Below are 18,349 nucleotides of genomic sequence, written 5' to 3' on the forward strand. Positions count from 1 at the left end.
GCCATGTCCGGCCCCCGTTTTTTTCTCCCTTTCCGACCGAGGTCGGGGGAGAGGGTTCGATTTTCCCCACCGCCGGAATTACGGGGCCGAAGGGAAGGGGTGGGACCGTCGGGTTGTCGTAGGGTTTGGCCGAAGGGGACGCGGTTTGGCGCGCCCAAAAATTGGGAAGTGTTAGAAGAATGTAAGTATTATCGAGGCTTTTTTAGTTTTAGATTGGGCGCTAAAACACCGTTAAAGAATAAACCACATACCTCCGATAAGAGCAAAACCGGGGCAACCCGGCGACGCAATGCCACGGGTCCCGAAAGGGACGGCCGGGCTGCCGAAGAGAGTCGATTGCCCCGCTTTTGCCAGGGAGTATCTCTACCCGCCTTCGGATTCGAAGGCGGGTTTTTTTTCGAGTCGCATATTTTTCAGACGTTCAAGATGGTCGGTTTTTTGTCCTTTATAAAATACCTGACATCGTCTGAGTATCCCTCGCGGTGTAATCCCACGGGGGGTAAAGCCGTGCCCCAAACCATGAGAAATCCCATGCACTATTGGATGCGAACTTGCGTTGTCTTCTTGATGATTCTGTCGGGCTCCGTTTTTACTGCCGCTGATGCAAGCGCGTCTTTGCTTTGCGACCGGACCTACGGAACATCCGGGGTCGATGCAAACCCGGGAAGCAATAACTCCGTGGTCGCTGGCCATGAACGGTACGGGGCGGCGACGGCACAGCTTGACCTAAACACGAGCGCGGGCCGGTCGGAAGAGGGGCCGAGGGAGCTGGTTTTTATCGAGGGGGACGTCGCCGACTACCCGAGTCTGGTAGAAGGAAGGGCCCCTGGAAAAGAGTATTTCATCCTCAATCCGACCCTACCAGGTCTTGAGCAGGTCGCGAAGATCCTGGAGGGGAAAAGCGGCATCCGCACCCTTCACCTCGTCACCCACGGTTCGGAAGGGGGCATCCACCTGGGGACAGAAACCCTGACCGAAAAGAACCTCTTTGGACACTCTGCCGCGCTGGAGGCTGTTGGCCGTGCCTTAGGCGGGGACGCCGAGATTCTGCTCTATGGCTGCAACGTGGCGAGGGGCGCGCGCGGTGCGTCCTTTGTCTCGGCACTGGCCGAGGCGACCGGTGCAACCGTCGCGGCTTCGACCGACATCACCGGATCCCGGGACGGGGGGGGCGATAGCGTACTGGAATTCTCCACCGGCAGGGTCACGAGTGAGGTGCTCGCTGGTCTGAGCCGTTATTCCCACACCCTGGTTGCATCCACCACGACCTATACCTTCGACTCCGATAAGGAGGGCTGGACGGGTGATCGTTTTGGGTGGTGGGATGGTGCTATCTCTGCCCCCACAAACTCCCCTATCATCAACCTTGCCCCCCCGGCAGCGGCCTACATTCAGAGCCTTCAGATTCGCTCTTATCTGGGTACCGGGAATAACTTTACACTGCGGGTCTCTTACCAAGGCAGCGTGGTCTACTCGACCACAATCACGTACACACAAACCGCTTATTCCACTTTGACGATCAACCAGAATGTCGATCGTTTGGAATTTGAAATTTCGGGAGCCGGCAATGGGTGGATGTACCCGGAAATCGATAATGTCGTCACGCAAGGCGTAGTAAATCTCAACGCCCCCCCGACGGCCGCCAACAACACCGTCTACCCCCTCGCGGGGGAGGGCTTTGGCTTCAATGCGTCCCATTTCGGGTACCAAGACGCCGACGGCGACCCCCTGGCCAAGGTGACCATCGTCACCGTGCCGGCTGCAGGGACTTTGGTGATACCCGCTGAAGGTGGGAGGGAGAGAACCCTTACCAATGGCGCGACAGTCACCAAGGAGGAACTCGCCGCCGGCAGCCTGAGATACACCCCGAGCGGGAGCACCGACTCCTCCTTCACCTTCAAGGTCAACGACGGCACCGACGACAGCGTCGCCACCTATACCATGACCCTTGACGTCGTCTCCGCCCCGAAGATCACCGGGGTCTCCTCGACGACTGCCGACGGCACCTATAAGGCCGGCGACACGGTGGCGGTGACCGTCACCTTCGACCAGGCGGTCACCGTGACCGGGGCGCCCCAGCTGACCCTGGAGACCGGCGCCACCGACGCGGTCGTGAACTACGCCTCCGGCTCGGGGGCGAACACCCTGACCTTCAATTACACCGTTGCGGCGGGCCACGCCAGTGTTGATCTCGACTACACCGGAACCGCCGCCCTCGCCCTCAACGCCGGCACCATCAGGGGGGAAGGCAACATCGACGCGGTCCTGACCCTTGCCTCCCCGGGGGCCTCGGGCTCCCTCGGGGCCGGCAAGGCGATCGTGATCGACGGCGTCAAGCCCACCGTTTCCTCGGTCAGCGTCCCCGCCGCCGGCACCTACGGCGTCTTCGACACCCTCGACTTCACCGTCACCTTCGGCGAGCCGGTCACCGTTAGCGGGACGGCCTCGAAACTCGGGCTGACCGTGGGCAGCATTTCCAAGGAGGCGTCTTACCTGTCGAGCGAAGGTGCCTCGGTGGTCTACCGGTACACGGTGCAGGACGGCGACGACGACGGGGACGGCATCTCCGTAGGGGCCCTCGCCCTGAACCACGGCTCCATCGTGGATGGGGCCGGCAACGCCGCCGATCTGACCCTGAACAGCGTCGGCGACACCTCCGGGGTCCTCGTGGGCAGCGCCTCCATCGGCGACCTCGTCTGGAACGACTCGAACGGCAACGGAGCGCGGGACGGCGGCGAAACCGGCATCGACGGCGTCACGATAGACCTCATCGCTGATGCCAACGAAAACGGGCGAATTGACGGCGGAGAATCTGCCGTGGATACTGCGACCACCGCCGTCGGCGGGGCCTACGACTTTACCAATCTCCCCGCCGGCAAATACGTCGTCGACGTTACCGACACCGAGGGCGTCCTCGACGGCTACAATGTGACTACCGACAACGACCCCCTGGCCGTGACCCTGGCCTCCGGTGAGGATTCCAACGTCGCCGACTTCGGCTACAAACCGGCCGACTCCACCGCCCCGACCCTGGCCGAGGTGACCAAGGTGGACACCCCGACAAAGAACACCACCCCTTCGTACACCTTCAGCACCGACGAGGCCGGCACCCTCGCCGTCGGCGGCAGCTGCGGCACCAGCAGCAGCACCTCCGTTGCCGCGGGGAACGTTACCGTCACCCTGACCAAACCCGATAACCACAGCGCCTTGGCCGACGGGAGCTACGACGACTGCACCTTGAAGGTCACCGACGCTGCGAACAATTCCAGCGAGGCCCTCGCCATTTCGACCTTCACCATCGACACCAAGGCCCCGACGGCGAGCATCGGTGCGCCCGACGTTCAGCTCACCCGTGGCGGGCCGGTCAGCTACACCGTCACCTACGCAGGGGCCGACAGCGTCTCGCTGGCCGCCGGCGACGTCACCCTGTCCACCACGGGGACGGCCAGCGGCTCCGTCGAGGTCTCCGGCACAGGTACACAGAGCCGAACCGTGAAGATCACCTCCGTTACCGGAAGCGGCACCCTCGGGATCAGCCTCGCCGCCGACACCGCGGCCGACGCGGCCGGCAACAGCGCTGCGGCCGCCGGCCCGAGCGCCACCGTATTCGTGGACAACGCCGCGCCGGCGATCCAGAGCGCGACTTTCGACAGCGATTACATCAACGCCGCCGGCGCCGCCGCGGTCAGCTTCACCCTCGGCGCCGCCGAGGTGGAGGCCGACTACAGCTACACCATCACCTCCGGCGACTGCGGCAGCAACGTCCAATCCAGCCTTCCCCTCGAAGGCCTGCCGAACTGCCAGGTCAGCGGCGCCGGCACTGTGACCTCGGGGACTCTTCAGGTCGGGTCGATCGACGTGAGCGGCCTGGCCGACGGCACCCTGACCCTGAGCGGGACCCTGACCGACAAGGCGGGCAACAGCGCCGACCCGGTCACCGACACGGCGATCAAGGACACCGTCGCCCCGGGCGTTTTCTCCGTGGCGATCGATCAGGAGCGCATCAACGCTGCCAACGCCAAGGCGATGAGTTTCACCTTTGGCGGGGCCGAGGTCGACACGACCTATGTATATACGGTTGAATCTGACAAAGGCGGAAAACCGGTAATTGGAAAGGGCCCTTTGAAAAGCGCCGACCAAACACTCGGTTCCATCGACGTGAGCGGTCTGAGCGACGGCACCCTGACCCTGGTCGTGATCCTGGCCGATGCGGCCGGCAACGTGAGCAAGAAGGCCGTCACCGAAGTCATCAAGGACGCCAGTGCCCCGGGCATGAAAGGGGTCACCATCGACCAGCAGCTGATCAACGCGGCCACGAGCCGCGCCCTGAGCTTCACCCTCAGCGGGGCTGAGGTGGGGGCCAGCTTCGACTACACCATGACATCCAGCGGCTGCGGGAACAACGCGCTGACCAGCACCCACCAACCCCAACCGGCCTGCGGCGACGTCTTCGGCAGCGGCACGGTGTCGATGTCCCCGCAGAAGGTCGCTCAGGTCGACGTGAGCGGCCTTCCCGATGGCACCCTGACCCTGACCGTCACCCTGGCGGACAAGTTCGGCAACAAGAGCAAGCCGTATACCGGCCAGGTCGAAAAGGACGCCTCCGCGCCCGGCCAGCACTCGGTGGCGATCGACCAGCAGACGATCAACGCCGGCAACTCCACGATGATGTCTTTCACCTTCAGCAGCGCCGAGGTGGGCGCTATCTACAGCTATACGGTCACCTCCGGCGGCAGTTCGAACAAAACCCCGGCCCATCTAGCCAACGCCCCTGCTCCGGTCGTTAGCGGGAAGGGCACGGTCCAGGGAGCCACCGAGACCATAAAGGGGATCGACGTGTCCCAATTGGCCGACGGCACTCTGACCCTAAGCGTGACCCTCTCCGACAAGGCGGACAATGTCGCCGCCCCGGTCACCGACACGGCGACAAAAGACACCGTTGCTCCCGATGCCCCTTCGGTCCCCGACCTGGTGCAGGATAGCGACACCGGCGCTTCGAACGCTGACGACGTGACCGCCGACAACACCCCCACCTTCAGCGGCACCGCCGAACCGGGTGCCACGGTGTCTGTCCATTTCGTGCTTCAGGCAAACAATGCCCCCATCCAGCATGGCGGTCCCGTTCCGTTCAAGCTGCAGCCCACGACCGTCGCCGACGGCGACGGGGAATGGACCCTGACTCTTTCCGAGCAGGCCGGCGGCGACTACGCGGTTTACGCCACCGCCGTCGACACCGCAGGCAATGGGAGCAACGAGTCGAAGTCGATCAGCGTGACCATCGACACGACCTCGCCGGAGCAGCCCGCCGGGGCTCTCAGCGTCGCCGAGAACGCGGCCAAGGGAACGGCTGTCGGCACCGTGACCGCCAAAGAGGCCTTGGGCTTCTCCCTCGCGGACGACGCCGATGGGCGCTTCGCCATCGACTCTGCCGGTTCGGTCACCGTCGTCGACGATAACAAGCTCGACTACGAGACGAGCACGAGCCACGACATCACCGTCGTCGCCTCCGACCTTGCCGGCAACCAGAGCAAGGCCGTCCTGAGCGTCACCGTGACCAACGTCAACGAGGCCCCGACCCTCGAAACGGAGATCCCCGACCAGCCTGCGGTCGAGGACCAGAAGTTCCATTTCGCGGTTCCGCAAGGGACCTTCGCCGACGAGGACGCCGGGGACAGCCTGACCCTGAGCGCAACCCTGGCCGATGGCGGGGCACTGCCGGCGTGGCTCGGTTTCGCTCACGACGCCTTCAGCGGCACCCCGGGCAACGACGAGGTCGGGGTTCTGGAGATCAAGGTGACCGGCACTGACGGCCGCAGCGCCTCGGTCTCCGATACCTTCAAGATCACCGTGGCCAACGTCAATGACGCCCCGACCGTGGCCATGCCGATCTCCGACCAGCCGGCGAACGAAGACGAGAAGTTTAACTTCGCCGTTCCGCAGGGGACCTTCGCCGACGTGGACGCCGGTGACAGCCTGACCTTGAGCGCCACCCTGGCCGATGGCGGGGCGCTGCCGGCGTGGCTCGCTTTCGAGCAGAACACCTTCAGCGGCACCCCGGCCAACGACGACGTCGGCATCCTGGCGGTCAAGGTGACCGCCACCGACGGCAACAGCGCTTCGGTTTCCGATACCTTCGAGATTACCGTGGCGAACGTCAACGATGCCCCGACCGTGGCGGCGCCGATTCCCGACATGCCGGCCATCGAGGATGAGCGTTTCTCCTTCATCGTGCCCGCCGGGACCTTCGCAGACGATGACGAAGGCGATACCCTGACCCTGAACTCTGCCCTGGCCGACGGCTCGGCGCTGCCTGCGTGGCTTGGTTTCGCTAACGGCACCTTTAGCGGTACCCCGACCAACGACGATGTCGGGGCCCTGGAGGTGAAGGTGAGTGCCACCGACGGCAGCAATGCCTCGGTCTCCGACACCTTCGTGATCACCGTGGCCAACGTCAACGACGCCCCCATCGTGGCGACACCGATCGCCGACCAACCGGCGACCGAGGACGAGCCTTTCGCCTTCGCCGTGCCGGAGGGGACCTTCGCCGACGAGGACGAAGGCGACAGCCTGACCCTGGTGGCCACCCTGGCCGACGGTTCGGCGCTGCCGGCGTGGCTGGCTTTCGAACAGAACACCTTTACCGGCACCCCTACAAACGACGACGTCGGCATCCTGGAGGTCAAGGTGACCGCCACCGACGGCAACAGCGCTTCGGTTTCCGATACCTTCGAGATTACCGTGGCGAATGTCAACGACGCCCCGACCGTGGAGACGGAAATCCCTGACCTGCCGGCGACCGAGGACGAGCCCTTTGTCTTCACCGTGCCGGCCGGGTCCTTTGCCGACGTGGACGAAGGAGACACCCTGATACTGGACGCCACCCTGGCCGACGGTTCAGCGCTGCCGGCGTGGCTGGCCTTCGAACAGAACACCTTTACCGGCACCCCTACAAACGACGACGTCGCCATCCTGGAGGTCAAGGTGACCGCCACCGACGGGGAGGGCGCCACGGTCTCCGACACCTTCGTCATTACCGTGATCAACGTCAACGACCCGCCGGTCGCTGGGGACGACACGGTCTCCACCAGGGAGGACAACAGCGTGACCTTCTCGCCCCTGGGTAACGACGGCGACGTGGACAGCGCCGTTCTGACCGTGGCGAGTGTTTCCAAGGCGGCCCACGGCAGTGTCAGCATGGGTCAGGACGGAACCGTTACCTACGCCCCTGTTGCAAACTATAACGGCCCGGACAGCTTCTCCTACACCGTCAGCGACGGGAAGGCGACCGACAGCGCCACGGTGAGCGTCACCGTCACCGCGGTCAACGACCGGCCGGTGATCACCGGGCAGGCCTTCGAACTCAGCGTCGCCCAAGGGGGCAGCCTCACCCTGGCCGTCACCGACCTGCTTGTGACGGACCCCGACGACACTGCCTTCACCCTCGGGGTGCGCGACGGCCTGCGCTACAGCGTCAACGGCACGACCGTGACCGCCGCAGCCGGCGCCAAAGGAACCCTGACAGTCCCGGTGGCGGTCCACGACGGCACTACCGCCAGCGAATTCTTCGCCGTCACCCTCATCGTCACCGACGGCACCGCCCCGACGGTCACTGCCGACCCGGCAGGCGGGCTCTTCAAGGACGATGTGAGCGTGATCCTGTCGGCCGAGGACAACGAGGATGCCAACCCGACCATCACCTACAGCCTCGACGGGGGCGCCCCGGCGACTCCCTATGACGGCGGCGCCATCCATATCGAGGAGAGCCTGACCCTGCGCTTCGCTGCCGAGGACGCCGACGGCAACCGCAGCGCGACGGCCGAGGCGGCCTTCACCATCGACCTTGAGGCGCCGGTCATCGTCCTGTCCACCCTGGCCGATGGCAGCGTCACCGCCGAAGAGGTCCTCAACGTCTCCGGCACCGTCACCGACGATGTCGGCGTGAAGGGCCTGACCGTCAACGAGCAGGAGGTTCTCCTCGGCTCCGACGGCAGCTTCAGCGCCGCGGTCGCCCTCGAGGAGGGGGCCAACAGCGTCACCGCCCTGGCCACCGATCAGGTCGGGCGACAGGCGAGCCAGACCTTCAGCGTGACCCGGGACGCCAAGGCCCCCCAACTGACCGTTACCGCTCCGGCCGATGGCAGCGTGGTCGACAGGGAGCTGGTCACGGTGAGCGGAAGCGCCGATGAGGGCGCGACCGTGACCGTCGCACTCAACGGCGGGGACGCCGAGCAGGCCGTGAGGGTCGGGGACAAGTTCTCCGCGACTGTCACCCTGCAGCCCGGCATGAACACCATCTCCGTGGCCGCCCAAGCCAAGGGCAAGACGAGCAGCGCCAAGCGTTCGGTCACCCTGGGCGAAAAGCAGCTCAGCCTGGCGATCACCGACCCGGCCAAGGACGGAGCGGTCTACCGCAAGAGCATGACCCTGAAGGGGACCGTGAATAGTTCCGACCCGGAGAAGGTGACAGTCACCGTCGGCGAGACGACCCATTCCCCGAAACTCAGCGAGAGCGGCGCCTTCGAACAGGAGTTGACCTTCCCGAAGGCCGGAACCTTCTCCGTGATCGTTACCGCCACGGACGCCTCGGGAGAGACCGTCAGCGCGGTGCGCAACGTCATCTACGACCCGCCGATCCTCATGGACGTCAACGGGGACGGAAAGGTCACCCCGCTGGACGTGCTGCTCGTGATCAACTTCCTCAACAATAACGGATCCTCTCCGACCCCGAAGGCGTTTGCCGCAGGGGATGTCAACCACGACGGTTACATCACCGCCATTGACGCCCTGATGATCATCAATCACCTCAACTCCGGGTCAGGTGGTTAAGGGGACCCCTTCGTTCGCTCCGCCCCGTGAGCCGGGGCGGAAAACACAACAGGATCACGGGGGCGTCCCCGTTGAACGATGCGAAAAGGAATACACCAGATGAGAAACAGAGGACTGAAACAGATCGCGACCCTCCTGCTCCTACTCGGCTTCGGCCTGCTGACCGCCTGCGGCGGTGGCGGCGGGGGAGGGGATGGCTCCGGCTCTCTCACCGAGGTAGGCGGCACCGTCTCCAAGGGCCCGGTGGCTGGTGCGGCCGTGGCCATCTACGCCCTTGACGAGGTGGGAGTGAAGGGCGAGCTGCTCGCCGAGGCGACCACTGACGGTAGCGGCGCATACCTCGCCGATCTCGGCGAGTACGAGGGTCCGGTCCTTGCCGAGGCGACCGGCGGCAGCTACCTCGACGAGGGGAGCGGCGAGACATTGAGCATCCCGGCGGACGCCTCACTGCGAGCGGTCCACTCGGCGGCCAGCGGGGTTGTGACCCTGCACGTGAGCGGACTGACCGAGCTGGCGGTGCAGGTCGCCGAGGCCGCAGGCCTCTCCCTCGAGACGATCGCCGCCGCCTACGATCAGCTCGAAGAGGTCTTCGGCTTCGAGGCCGAGACGACGGCGCCGGTCGCACCCGTCTCCGCCGCCCTGGCCGGTGCCAGTGACGCCGAGGTCGACTACGCCCTGACCCTGGCGACCCTCTCCCGGCTCGCTTTCGACTGGAACCTGGACTTCGACGCTCTGCTCGCCGAGTTGGCCGATGAACTGGCAGTCGACGGGGTCCTGAGCGCCGCGACCCTGGCTGCCTTCGACGCGGCCGCGGCGGCCCTGCTCGACCCGGAGAACCCGGACAACGCCACCGGCCTAGCGGGAACGGCCGGCACCGGACTGGCCTCCGTGGGACGCACCCCGGCGACCCTGACCCTCTTCGTCGGGGGGGACCTTCCGGCCGGGAGCATCGGCGCCCTGCAGCTCAACCTGGTGATTCCGGAAGAGGCCTTCGTCGCTTTGGATGCAGAAGGGGAGGCCGACGTCACCCTCCTCGCTGAGGGGATCGACCCCGATTGGGGCTGGGGGGCCTTCTGGGACATGGCCGCCGGGACCCTCAATCTGACCTTCCTCAGTTTCGAGGGGTTAGGCTCGGGGGAGCTGGTGACGATCGATCTCGACCTGGTACTTGGGGACGAGGTTGCGGCCGAGGATTTCGTCCCCACAAACGTGGTTGCCCTCGATCCCCTCGTTGCCGAACTCGACGATGTCGAATTCGAACTGGAACTGGTGACAGAGTAGGAGAGGGGTCGATACCTTTCCGGCACCGAAGTAGCGAAGGCCCTCGCCCTGGAGAAGAGGGCCTTCCTCTTTTGTCAGCAGGCATAAGGAGGGGCGATAATTTCACTCTTTCGAGTGAAAATGGGTCCTTTTGAGGTAGACTTATAATCCCACGAACGAACGATGCAGAGTCCCCATGGAGCCAACTATGTTGAGAAAACTGCTAGGACCGCTGAGCCGTGAGGAGCAGGATCTGGTGCGCTTTTACCGGGCGCTCCCCATGCCGCTGCAGAACGAACTGCTGCAGCGGGCCGAAGCCAGCCACAATGCCGTCCTGCGCATGAAAGAGCTGATGAGCCGGGACGTGGAGAAGTCCTTTCCCTACGACGAGAACGGGCTGCACTGATTCTGCCGGCCAGTGGGCCCTTCAGGGACAACGATTTTTCTGGTCGGGGAGTAGAAAACCGGCCGTGTACGGCCCGGCTCGCCCCGTGGGTCAGAAGTGCCCCAGTTGCTGTCAGTCGGGGCGTTCCCCGCTAAAAAATATTTGACAAACCATTGCTCCCTTCCTATAGTGACTTCCGTTTTGAAAACTCGTGGTTTTTCTAGTGTTTTCCCCGCCTGAAATCGATTTTTTTCACAATAAAAGGAGACGATCAGACATGGCGCAGCAGTTCAAGATTGCCGTTCTGCCGGGTGACGGCATCGGCCCCGAGGTGATGGACGAGGCCCTCAAGGTTCTCGATGCGGTGGAGCAGAAATTCGATGTCCGGATTGAGCGGAATTTCGCCAACGTCGGCGGCATCGCTATCGACGAGGACGGCAAGGCGCTGCCCGAGTCGACCGTCGCGACCTGCAAGGCGTCCGACGCCATTCTGTTCGGCTCCGTCGGCGGACCCAAGTGGGAGTCTCTTCCCCCCGACGAGCAGCCCGAGCGCGGCGCTCTGCTGCCCCTGCGCAAGATCTTCGGTCTCTTCTGCAATCTGCGCCCCGCGATCATCTTCCCCGCCCTGACCGGCGCCTCCAGCCTGAAAGAAGAGGTTATCGAGGGGGGCTTCAACATCCTCGTGGTCCGCGAGCTGACCGGCGGCATCTACTTCGCCGAGCCGAAGGGGATCGAAGGGGAGGGCGGCGCCAGGACCGGCTTCGACACCATGAAGTATTCCGACGCCGAGGTCGAGCGCATCAGCCACGTCGCCTTCGAGGCCGCCCGCAAGCGCGGCAGCAAGGTCTGCTCCATCGACAAGGCCAACGTTCTCTCGACCTCGGTGCTGTGGCGCGAGGTGGTCGAGCGGGTCGCCAAGGAATACCCCGACGTCGAGCTCTCCCACATGTACGTCGACAACGCCGCCATGCAGCTGGTGCGCTGGCCGAAGCAGTTCGACGTGATGCTCTGCGGCAACATGTTCGGCGACATCATCTCCGACGAGGCGGCGATGCTCACCGGCTCCCTCGGCATGCTCCCCTCCGCGTCGCTGGCCGAGGGCAGCTTCGGCATGTACGAGCCCTCCGGCGGCAGCGCTCCGGATATCGCAGGCCAGGGAATCGCCAACCCCATCGCTCAGATCCTCTCTGCCTCGATGATGCTGCGCTACTCCTTCGGCATGCTCGATGCGGCCGACGCCGTCGATGCCGCCGTGGAGAAGACCCTCAACGCCGGCTACCGAACCGGCGACATCTATCAGGGATTGGACGGCGAAAAGAAAGTCAACACGAAGGAGATGGGCGACGCGATCGTCGCGGCTCTGTAGCCCGGCGCTCAGACTTCTCTTATTCCATCGCAGAAAAGGAACATTCGAATGAACGTCGGACTTGTCGGTTGGCGTGGCATGGTCGGGTCGGTCCTCCTGCAGCGCATGCAGGAGGAGGACGATTTCGCGGGTATCGAGCCCGTCTTCTTCTCTACGTCCCAGGCCGGGGATCCCGCCCCGATGAACGCCGGGACTCTCAAGGACGCATCGGACCTGGACGAGCTCAAGAAGCTCGACGTCATCATCACCTGCCAGGGGGGCGACTACACAAAGTCGGTCCACCCCGAACTGCGCAAGGCCGGCTGGCAGGGGTACTGGATCGATGCGGCCAGCTCCCTGCGCATGGAGCCCGACGCCGTCATTATCCTTGACCCGGTCAACCGGGGTGTCATCGACGCGGCATTGGCCAAGGGGCAGAAGGACTTCATCGGCGGCAACTGCACCGTCAGCCTCATGCTGATGGCTCTCGGCGGGCTGTTCCGCGCCGGGCTGGTGGAGTGGCTCTCCGCCATGACCTACCAGGCGGCCTCGGGAGCCGGCGCTCCAAACATGCGCGAGCTTCTCTCCCAGATGGGCGTCCTGGAGGGCTCGGTGGCCGGCCTGCTCGCCGACCCGGCCTCGGCCATCCTCGACATCGACCAGAAGGTCACCGCTACCCTGCGCGGAGACGCCCTGCCGGCGAAGGAGTTCGGCTTTCCCCTGGCCGGCAGCCTGCTGCCCTGGATCGACCGCGAGGTGGAGGACGGCCAGAGCCGGGAGGAGTGGAAGGGCTTCGCCGAGACCAACAAGATCCTCGGCGGTGCAAGCCCGATCCCCGTCGACGGGATCTGCGTGCGGGTCGGCGCCATGCGCTGCCACAGTCAGGCGCTGACGATCAAGCTGACCCGGGACGTGCCGATCGCCGAGATCGAGGCGCTGCTCGCAAACGACAACGACTGGGTCGAGCTGGTCCCCAACACCAAGGCCGACACCCTGGCCCGACTCACCCCGACCGCCATCTCGGGAACCCTGTCCGTTCCCGTCGGCAGGGTGCGCAAGATGAAGATGGGGCCGCAGTACCTTTCGGCCTTTACCTGCGGCGATCAGCTGCTGTGGGGCGCGGCTGAGCCGCTACGGCGCATGCTGCGCATCCTGATGGAAAAATAGCCGAGCTTTAGAGGCTTTCGGCGAGGAGATAGACGTGTCCAGGGAATTCAGCGTGGCCGTCGTCGGCGCCACCGGCGCGGTTGGCAACGAAATACTGCGAGTGCTCGAGGAACGCCAGTTCCCCGTGAAGGAGCTGCGCCTGCTCGCCTCCGAGCGGTCCGAGGGGACGTTTCTCGAATTCCGCGGGGAGGAGATCGTTGTCGAGGCCCTCGGCAATGATTCCTTCGGGGGAATTGATCTGGCCCTTTTCTCCGCCGGGGGGGAGCTCAGTCAGGAGTATTGCCCGGTCGCGGCGGCCGCCGGGGCGGTCTGCGTGGACAACTCCAGCGCGTGGCGCATGGACCCTGAGGTGCCGCTGGTGGTCCCGGAGGTCAATCCCGGGGAGATCGCCCGATTCCGAAACAAGGGGATCGTCGCCAACCCCAACTGCTCCACCATCCAGATGGTGCTGCCGCTGAAGGCGCTGCACGACTTCAGCCCGGTGAAGAGGGTGGTCGTCTCGACCTACCAGGCGGTTTCGGGCAGCGGCCAGAAGGCCGTCGATGAACTGCGCATCCAGTCCGGCGAACTGCTCAACGGCCGGCCCATCGAGTGCAAGGTCTACCCCCACCAGATCGGCTTCAACTGTCTGCCCCAGATCGACGCCTTCCTCGACAACGGCTACACGAAGGAAGAGATGAAGATGGTCAACGAGACCAGGAAGATCCTGGGGGACGATGGCATCAGGGTCACGGCGACGGCGGTGCGGGTGCCGGTCTTCTACGGTCACAGCGAGTCGGTGAACGTGGAGACGACAGGGAAGATCACCGCAGTCAAGGCCCGTGAACTGTTCGCCGCCTTCCCCAGCCTGGAGGTTCTCGACGACGCGGCGAAAGGCGTCTACCCCATGCCGGTCGCTTCCGCCGGGGAGGACCTCACCTACGTGGGGCGCATCCGCGAGGACGAGTCCGTGGACAACGGTCTCAATCTCTGGGTCGTGGCCGACAACGTCCGCAAGGGGGCGGCGACCAACGCCGTGCAGATCGCCGAAATCCTCGCGGAGAAGTACCTGTAGCCTTGCCGGATAATACCGAACGATTGCGGGAAGGGGGCTCTGCCCCCTTTTTGCGCATATAAGCCATGGCGGTATTGGAACATCTCACCCTTGGGCGCTACCTCGACGGGGACTCTCTCCTCCACCGGCTCGATCCGAGGATCAAGCTCGCGGGAGTGCCCCTGCTGGTGGTGGCCTCCTTCTCGGGGACAAGCTTCTCCCGCGTGGCCGTTCTGGCCGTCCTGGCGTTCGCCTGTTTGCTCGCTTCGGGCATCGGCTGGCGGGTCTGGGGGCGGGGGCTGTGGGTCTTTCGCTGGCTCTTTCTCTTCACCCTCCTGCTCCACCTGCTGCTGTCTCCCGGCCATACCCTGTTCGGAACCGCCTGGCTCTCCAGGGACGGCCTGCTGAGGGGGCTGCTGGTCTGCGCCCAGCTTGGTCTGACCGTGGTGTTCGCCTCTCTGCTGACCCTGACGACGACGCCCCGGGAGCTGGCCGCCTCCTTCGCGGCCCTTCTCGCGCCGTTGCGGCGGATCGGTTTTCCCCTTCAGGAGGCCACGAGACTCCTTCTGCTGGTCCTTCAGTTTATTCCCATTCTTCGGGACGAGGCCCTCAGGGTCGCCGAGGAGGGGCGGGCCGCCGGTCTCGACCCGGGGGGCGCGACCCTCGTCGGGCGTGGACGTTTTGCCGGGCGACTCGTCGCGCCCCTGGTGCTCGGCCTTGTGGACCATGCCGATGCCCTGGCTCGCGCCGAAGCGGCGGGGGAGAATGTCGGGGGCGAGTTGCCCCGGCTGCGGGCGGTGGGCGAATTGAAGCTCTTTGAATGGCTCTTTTTGATTGCCGTCGGCTTCGGCCTGGCGGCCCTATGGACGATGCTCCCATGACAACTGTTCGCCTGACCTTGGAATACGACGGGACGGCCTACGCCGGCTGGCAAATCCAGCCCAACGGGCTCTCTGTTCAGCAGGTGGTGGAGGATGCCCTGGCCCGGGTGGTCGGGGAGCCGGTGCGTCTGCACTCCTCCGGCCGTACCGACGCCGGGGTGCATGCTCTGGGCATGGTAGCCCACTTCCAGACCGAGAGGGCACTTCCGTTGTCCGCCTATCGCGAAGGGGTGAACCGTTTCCTGCCCCGGGATGTGGCGGTGACCGAGGCCGCCATCGCCCCCGAAGGGTTCCATGCCCGCTTTTCAGCCCGGGGCAAGTGGTATCGTTATATCATTTACCAGGGACCTGTCCGGTCCCCGCTGCGGGAACGGACCAGTTGGCACATCCGCTCCGCCCTCGACGTGGCTGCCATGGCCCTGGGGGCCAGGTCTATGGTCGGTCGCCACGACTTTGCCGCCTTCCGATCATCATCATGCGAGGCTCGCACCTCGATTCGGGAGATCTTTTCCCTGGAGATCCTCCCCCATGGCGACCTCCTCTTCGTCGATGTGAAAGGTTCAGGATTCCTGAAGAACATGGTACGGATCATGGTCGGAACCTTGGTGGAGATCGGAATGGGGAAGCGCTCTGTCCGCGATGTGGAGACATTGCTGCGGGAGGGACGGCGGGAGGGGGCCGGCTGCACCGCCCCGGCCCAGGGGCTGTGCCTGAAGGAGGTATGGTACGAGACGCCCGGTATCGAGGGTTGAAAATTGCCGCGCAGGTTCTATAGTTCCCCTGCGGTATAATCCGAAACCGGAGGAGGGAGTCATGAGACCTTTCAAAGTGCTGGTGCCCATCGATCTTTCCCCGTCAAGCCTGCAAATCCTGGACTTCGCCCTGTCCCGGGAGAGGTTGGGCGGAGCCGAATTTACCCTGCTCTACGTGGTGCCGAGCGGTGAGGTGGAGACCTTCGCATCCCTCGGTGGGGGACCGGAGGAGGGGTTTTCGAAAATCCGTAAGGAGGCCCTGGTACGCCTTGAAAAGGAGGCGCGGAACCGCTCGGGAGGGGAAGGCGCGCCCGATATCGTGTGCCGGGTCTCCGCCGGCGTGCCCTTTCGGGAGATCTGCCGTTTGGCCGAGGATGAGTCATTCGACCTTATTGTCCTCGGGACCCACGGTCGCACCGGTCTTCCCCATCTTCTGCTCGGAAGCAATGCCGAAAGGGTGGTTCAACATGCATCCTGTCCGGTTTTGAGCGTGACCCCCCGGGTCCTGCGCGGGGAAGATTGACGATCGTTAGATCCTGTGCCGTCAGTCCGGAAAAAACTCTTGACATGGCAAAACCTTTTCGATACATTCACGGCTTCTGTGAGCCCCGATACCCATTCACAGATCGGCTGAGAGAGGAAATTCATGAGTACCCAAGTAGCTAAAGAAGCAGACGTTAAACGGAATTGGTTCGTTGTCGACCTGGAGGACAAGGTCCTCGGCAGGGCCGCGACGGAAATTGCTCGCATTCTGCGAGGCAAGCACAAGCCTATTTATACCCCGAGTGTGGACACCGGTGATTTCGTCGTCGTTGTCAATGCCGACAAGGTTAAGTTGACCGGGAAAAAGATGGCGGACAAGATGTACTACCGTCATTCCGGTTACCCTGGGGGGATAAAAGGCGTCAATGCCGAGAAACTCCAACAGGCAAAGCCTGAGGAGTTGATCAAGAAGGCGGTTAAGGGAATGCTGCCCAAGAACAAGTTGGGACGGCAGATGTTCAAGAAGCTCAAGGTTTACACAGGCGGCGAACATCCCCATTCCGCCCAGCAGCCCAAAGAAAAGACCCTTTAGGGGGAACGAGGAGATATAAATGGCTGAGGAAAAGTTCTACGCCACTGGAAAGAAAAAGACCTCTGTTGCCCGCGTCTGGATGCGTCCGGGAACCGGTAGCATCATCATCAACAAGCGTCCGCTCGACGAGTTCTTCGGCCGGGAAACGTCCAAGATGGTGGTCAACCAGCCCCTGGAACTGACCGACAACGTCGGCAAGTTCGACGTCTCCGTCAACGTTCAGGGCGGCGGCCCCTCGGGTCAGGCCGGTGCGATCAAGCACGGCATCACCAAGGCCCTGCTCGAGGCCGACCCCGAATTGCGCGCGGTTCTTAAGAAGGCCGGGTTCATTACCCGCGACAGCCGCATCAAGGAACGTAAGAAGTACGGTCGCCGCGGTGCCCGCCGCAGCTTCCAGTTCTCCAAGCGTTAATCGGTTCGAAATGCCGGTTTCCGGCATTGCACTTTACGAGAAAAGGGAAACCCGAGGGTTTCCCTTTTCGTTTTTTGGGAGGTTGCCATGGTTAAAGTCGCTGTTGTCGGGGCGAGTGGCTACACGGGGGTTGAGCTCGTGCGCCTGCTCTGTGACCATCCCGCGGTGGAGTTGGCCTGCGTCACCTCGCGGCAACACGCCGGGGAGGAGATCGCCGCGGTTTTCCCCAGCCTGCGCGATCGGGCCGAACTGGTCTGCGAGCCGGTTTCAACTGAGGAGATCGCCGACCGGGCCGATTTCGTATTTACCGCTCTGCCCCACAAGACCGCCATGGAGGTCGTCCCTGACTTGTTGGCCGCCGGCAAGAAGGTCGTCGACCTTTCGGCGGACTATCGCTTGAAGGACCGCTCGCTCTACGAAGCCTGGTATCAGGTTCACAGCAGCCCCCACCTGCTGGAAGAAGCGGTGTACGGCCTTCCGGAACTCTACAGGGAGAAGATCGGGGCTGCCCGCCTTGTGGCGAACCCCGGTTGTTATCCTACCAGCGTCGCCCTGGGGCTGGCGCCTCTGCTCCTGGGAAAACGCATCGTCCTCGACAGCCTTGTCATCGACAGCAAATCGGGTGCCAGCGGAGCGGGGCGGGGCGCTAAGACGGGGAGCTTGTTCTGCGAGGTCAACGAGGGATTTAAGGCCTACGGGGTCGCCGCGCATCGGCACACGCCGGAAATCGAACAGACCCTGGGGGAGCTCGCCGGCCGTGATGTGACGGTCACCTTCACCCCCCACCTGCTTCCGGTCAATCGTGGCATTCTCTCCACCTGCTACGCGACTCTCAGCGCACCGGCGCAGACCGCGGACCTCGTGGAACTGTACCAGGACCACTATCGCGGCGAGCCTTTCGTTCGCGTGCATCCGGTGGGGAGTCTGCCTAATGTGGCCTTTGTCAAAGGGGGGAACTACTGCGACGTCGGGGTGGTGAGCGACCCCCGGACCGGAAGGGCGATTGTGGTGTCCGCCATCGATAACCTGGTCAAGGGCGCTGCCGGCCAGGCGGTGCAGAACATGAACCTCATGCTTGGCATCGAGGAGGATACCGGTTTGACCGCTGTCCCTCTTTTCCCCTAGAACTGCCGGACGGGCGAGTACGAACTCGTGTCGTGAAGGGCCGAGACATGGAATGCGGCGCGGGTCGCCCCCTTTAGGGCTGCACCCG

General features: G+C 64.0%; 12 protein-coding genes and 1 riboswitch. All 12 genes read left to right on the forward strand.

Annotation, left to right across the window (positions count from 1 at the left end):
- Positions 1 to 251 precede the first annotated feature (251 nt).
- Positions 252 to 327, forward strand: a riboswitch (cyclic di-GMP riboswitch).
- Between the two features lie 351 nt (positions 328 to 678).
- The 12 genes from C0617_RS05385 (at position 679) to argC (ending at position 18,261) form a co-directional block, all read left to right on the forward strand.
- Entirely contained in the window at positions 679 to 8,826 is an 8,148-nt protein-coding gene (locus C0617_RS05385) for a putative Ig domain-containing protein (RefSeq protein ID WP_291315989.1), read from the forward strand.
- Positions 8,827 to 8,925: 99 nt separating this feature from the next.
- The gene (locus C0617_RS05390; RefSeq protein ID WP_291315990.1) at positions 8,926 to 10,107 is read left to right on the forward strand and encodes a hypothetical protein; all 1,182 of its coding nucleotides are present in this window, start codon (positions 8,926 to 8,928) and stop codon (positions 10,105 to 10,107) included.
- A gap of 187 nt (positions 10,108 to 10,294) precedes the next feature.
- Positions 10,295 to 10,492, forward strand: coding sequence for a hypothetical protein (locus C0617_RS05395; RefSeq protein WP_291315991.1), 198 nt, complete (start codon positions 10,295 to 10,297; stop codon positions 10,490 to 10,492).
- Positions 10,493 to 10,748: 256 nt separating this feature from the next.
- On the forward strand, positions 10,749 to 11,837 hold the full coding sequence (gene leuB, locus C0617_RS05400; protein WP_291315992.1) for a 3-isopropylmalate dehydrogenase: 1,089 nt from the start codon (positions 10,749 to 10,751) through the stop codon (positions 11,835 to 11,837).
- Positions 11,838 to 11,885: 48 nt separating this feature from the next.
- Positions 11,886 to 12,983 carry an aspartate-semialdehyde dehydrogenase gene (gene asd, locus C0617_RS05405; RefSeq protein WP_291315993.1) on the forward strand — a complete coding sequence of 366 codons (1,098 nt, stop codon included), beginning with the start codon at positions 11,886 to 11,888 and terminating at the stop codon, positions 12,981 to 12,983.
- Positions 12,984 to 13,017: 34 nt separating this feature from the next.
- Complete coding sequence (locus C0617_RS05410) at positions 13,018 to 14,037, forward strand: aspartate-semialdehyde dehydrogenase (protein WP_291315994.1); 1,020 nt, start codon at positions 13,018 to 13,020, stop codon at positions 14,035 to 14,037.
- A gap of 65 nt (positions 14,038 to 14,102) precedes the next feature.
- A complete protein-coding gene (locus tag C0617_RS05415; protein WP_291315995.1) occupies positions 14,103 to 14,897 on the forward strand; it encodes an energy-coupling factor transporter transmembrane protein EcfT in 795 nt (264 codons plus the stop codon).
- Positions 14,894 to 15,649 carry a tRNA pseudouridine(38-40) synthase TruA gene (gene truA / locus C0617_RS05420; protein WP_291315996.1) on the forward strand — a complete coding sequence of 252 codons (756 nt, stop codon included), beginning with the start codon at positions 14,894 to 14,896 and terminating at the stop codon, positions 15,647 to 15,649. Before C0617_RS05415 ends, truA begins: the two co-directional genes overlap by 4 nt.
- Before the next feature lie 61 nt (positions 15,650 to 15,710).
- Entirely contained in the window at positions 15,711 to 16,172 is a 462-nt protein-coding gene (locus tag C0617_RS05425; RefSeq protein ID WP_291315997.1) for a universal stress protein, read from the forward strand.
- A 123-nt stretch (positions 16,173 to 16,295) separates the two neighbouring features.
- The gene (rplM, locus tag C0617_RS05430; protein WP_291315998.1) at positions 16,296 to 16,724 is read left to right on the forward strand and encodes a 50S ribosomal protein L13; all 429 of its coding nucleotides are present in this window, start codon (positions 16,296 to 16,298) and stop codon (positions 16,722 to 16,724) included.
- 19 nt (positions 16,725 to 16,743) lie between these two features.
- Positions 16,744 to 17,136, forward strand: a complete 393-nt coding sequence (gene rpsI, locus C0617_RS05435; protein ID WP_291315999.1) for a 30S ribosomal protein S9 — start codon at positions 16,744 to 16,746, stop codon at positions 17,134 to 17,136.
- Positions 17,137 to 17,223: 87 nt separating this feature from the next.
- Positions 17,224 to 18,261, forward strand: a complete 1,038-nt coding sequence (gene argC, locus C0617_RS05440; RefSeq protein ID WP_291316000.1) for an N-acetyl-gamma-glutamyl-phosphate reductase — start codon at positions 17,224 to 17,226, stop codon at positions 18,259 to 18,261.
- Positions 18,262 to 18,349: the final 88 nt, after the last annotated feature.

The organism is Desulfuromonas sp. (genome assembly GCF_002868845.1).
In the GTDB taxonomy this organism is placed as follows: Bacteria; Desulfobacterota; Desulfuromonadia; order Desulfuromonadales; family BM501; genus BM501.

Excerpts from the sequence above, each read along its gene's own strand:
- rplM (WP_291315998.1), top strand. The coding sequence starts at position 16,296 with ATGAGTACCCAAGTAGCTAAAGAAGCAGACGTTAAACGGAATTGGTTC.
- C0617_RS05390 (WP_291315990.1), top strand. The coding sequence starts at position 8,926 with ATGAGAAACAGAGGACTGAAACAGATCGCGACCCTCCTGCTCCTACTC.
- leuB (WP_291315992.1), top strand. The coding sequence starts at position 10,749 with ATGGCGCAGCAGTTCAAGATTGCCGTTCTGCCGGGTGACGGCATCGGC.
- C0617_RS05395 (WP_291315991.1), top strand. The coding sequence starts at position 10,295 with ATGTTGAGAAAACTGCTAGGACCGCTGAGCCGTGAGGAGCAGGATCTG.
- truA (WP_291315996.1), top strand. The coding sequence starts at position 14,894 with ATGACAACTGTTCGCCTGACCTTGGAATACGACGGGACGGCCTACGCC.
- C0617_RS05425 (WP_291315997.1), top strand. The coding sequence starts at position 15,711 with ATGAGACCTTTCAAAGTGCTGGTGCCCATCGATCTTTCCCCGTCAAGC.
- C0617_RS05415 (WP_291315995.1), top strand. The coding sequence starts at position 14,103 with ATGGCGGTATTGGAACATCTCACCCTTGGGCGCTACCTCGACGGGGAC.
- argC (WP_291316000.1), top strand. The coding sequence starts at position 17,224 with ATGGTTAAAGTCGCTGTTGTCGGGGCGAGTGGCTACACGGGGGTTGAG.
- asd (WP_291315993.1), top strand. The coding sequence starts at position 11,886 with ATGAACGTCGGACTTGTCGGTTGGCGTGGCATGGTCGGGTCGGTCCTC.
- rpsI (WP_291315999.1), top strand. The coding sequence starts at position 16,744 with ATGGCTGAGGAAAAGTTCTACGCCACTGGAAAGAAAAAGACCTCTGTT.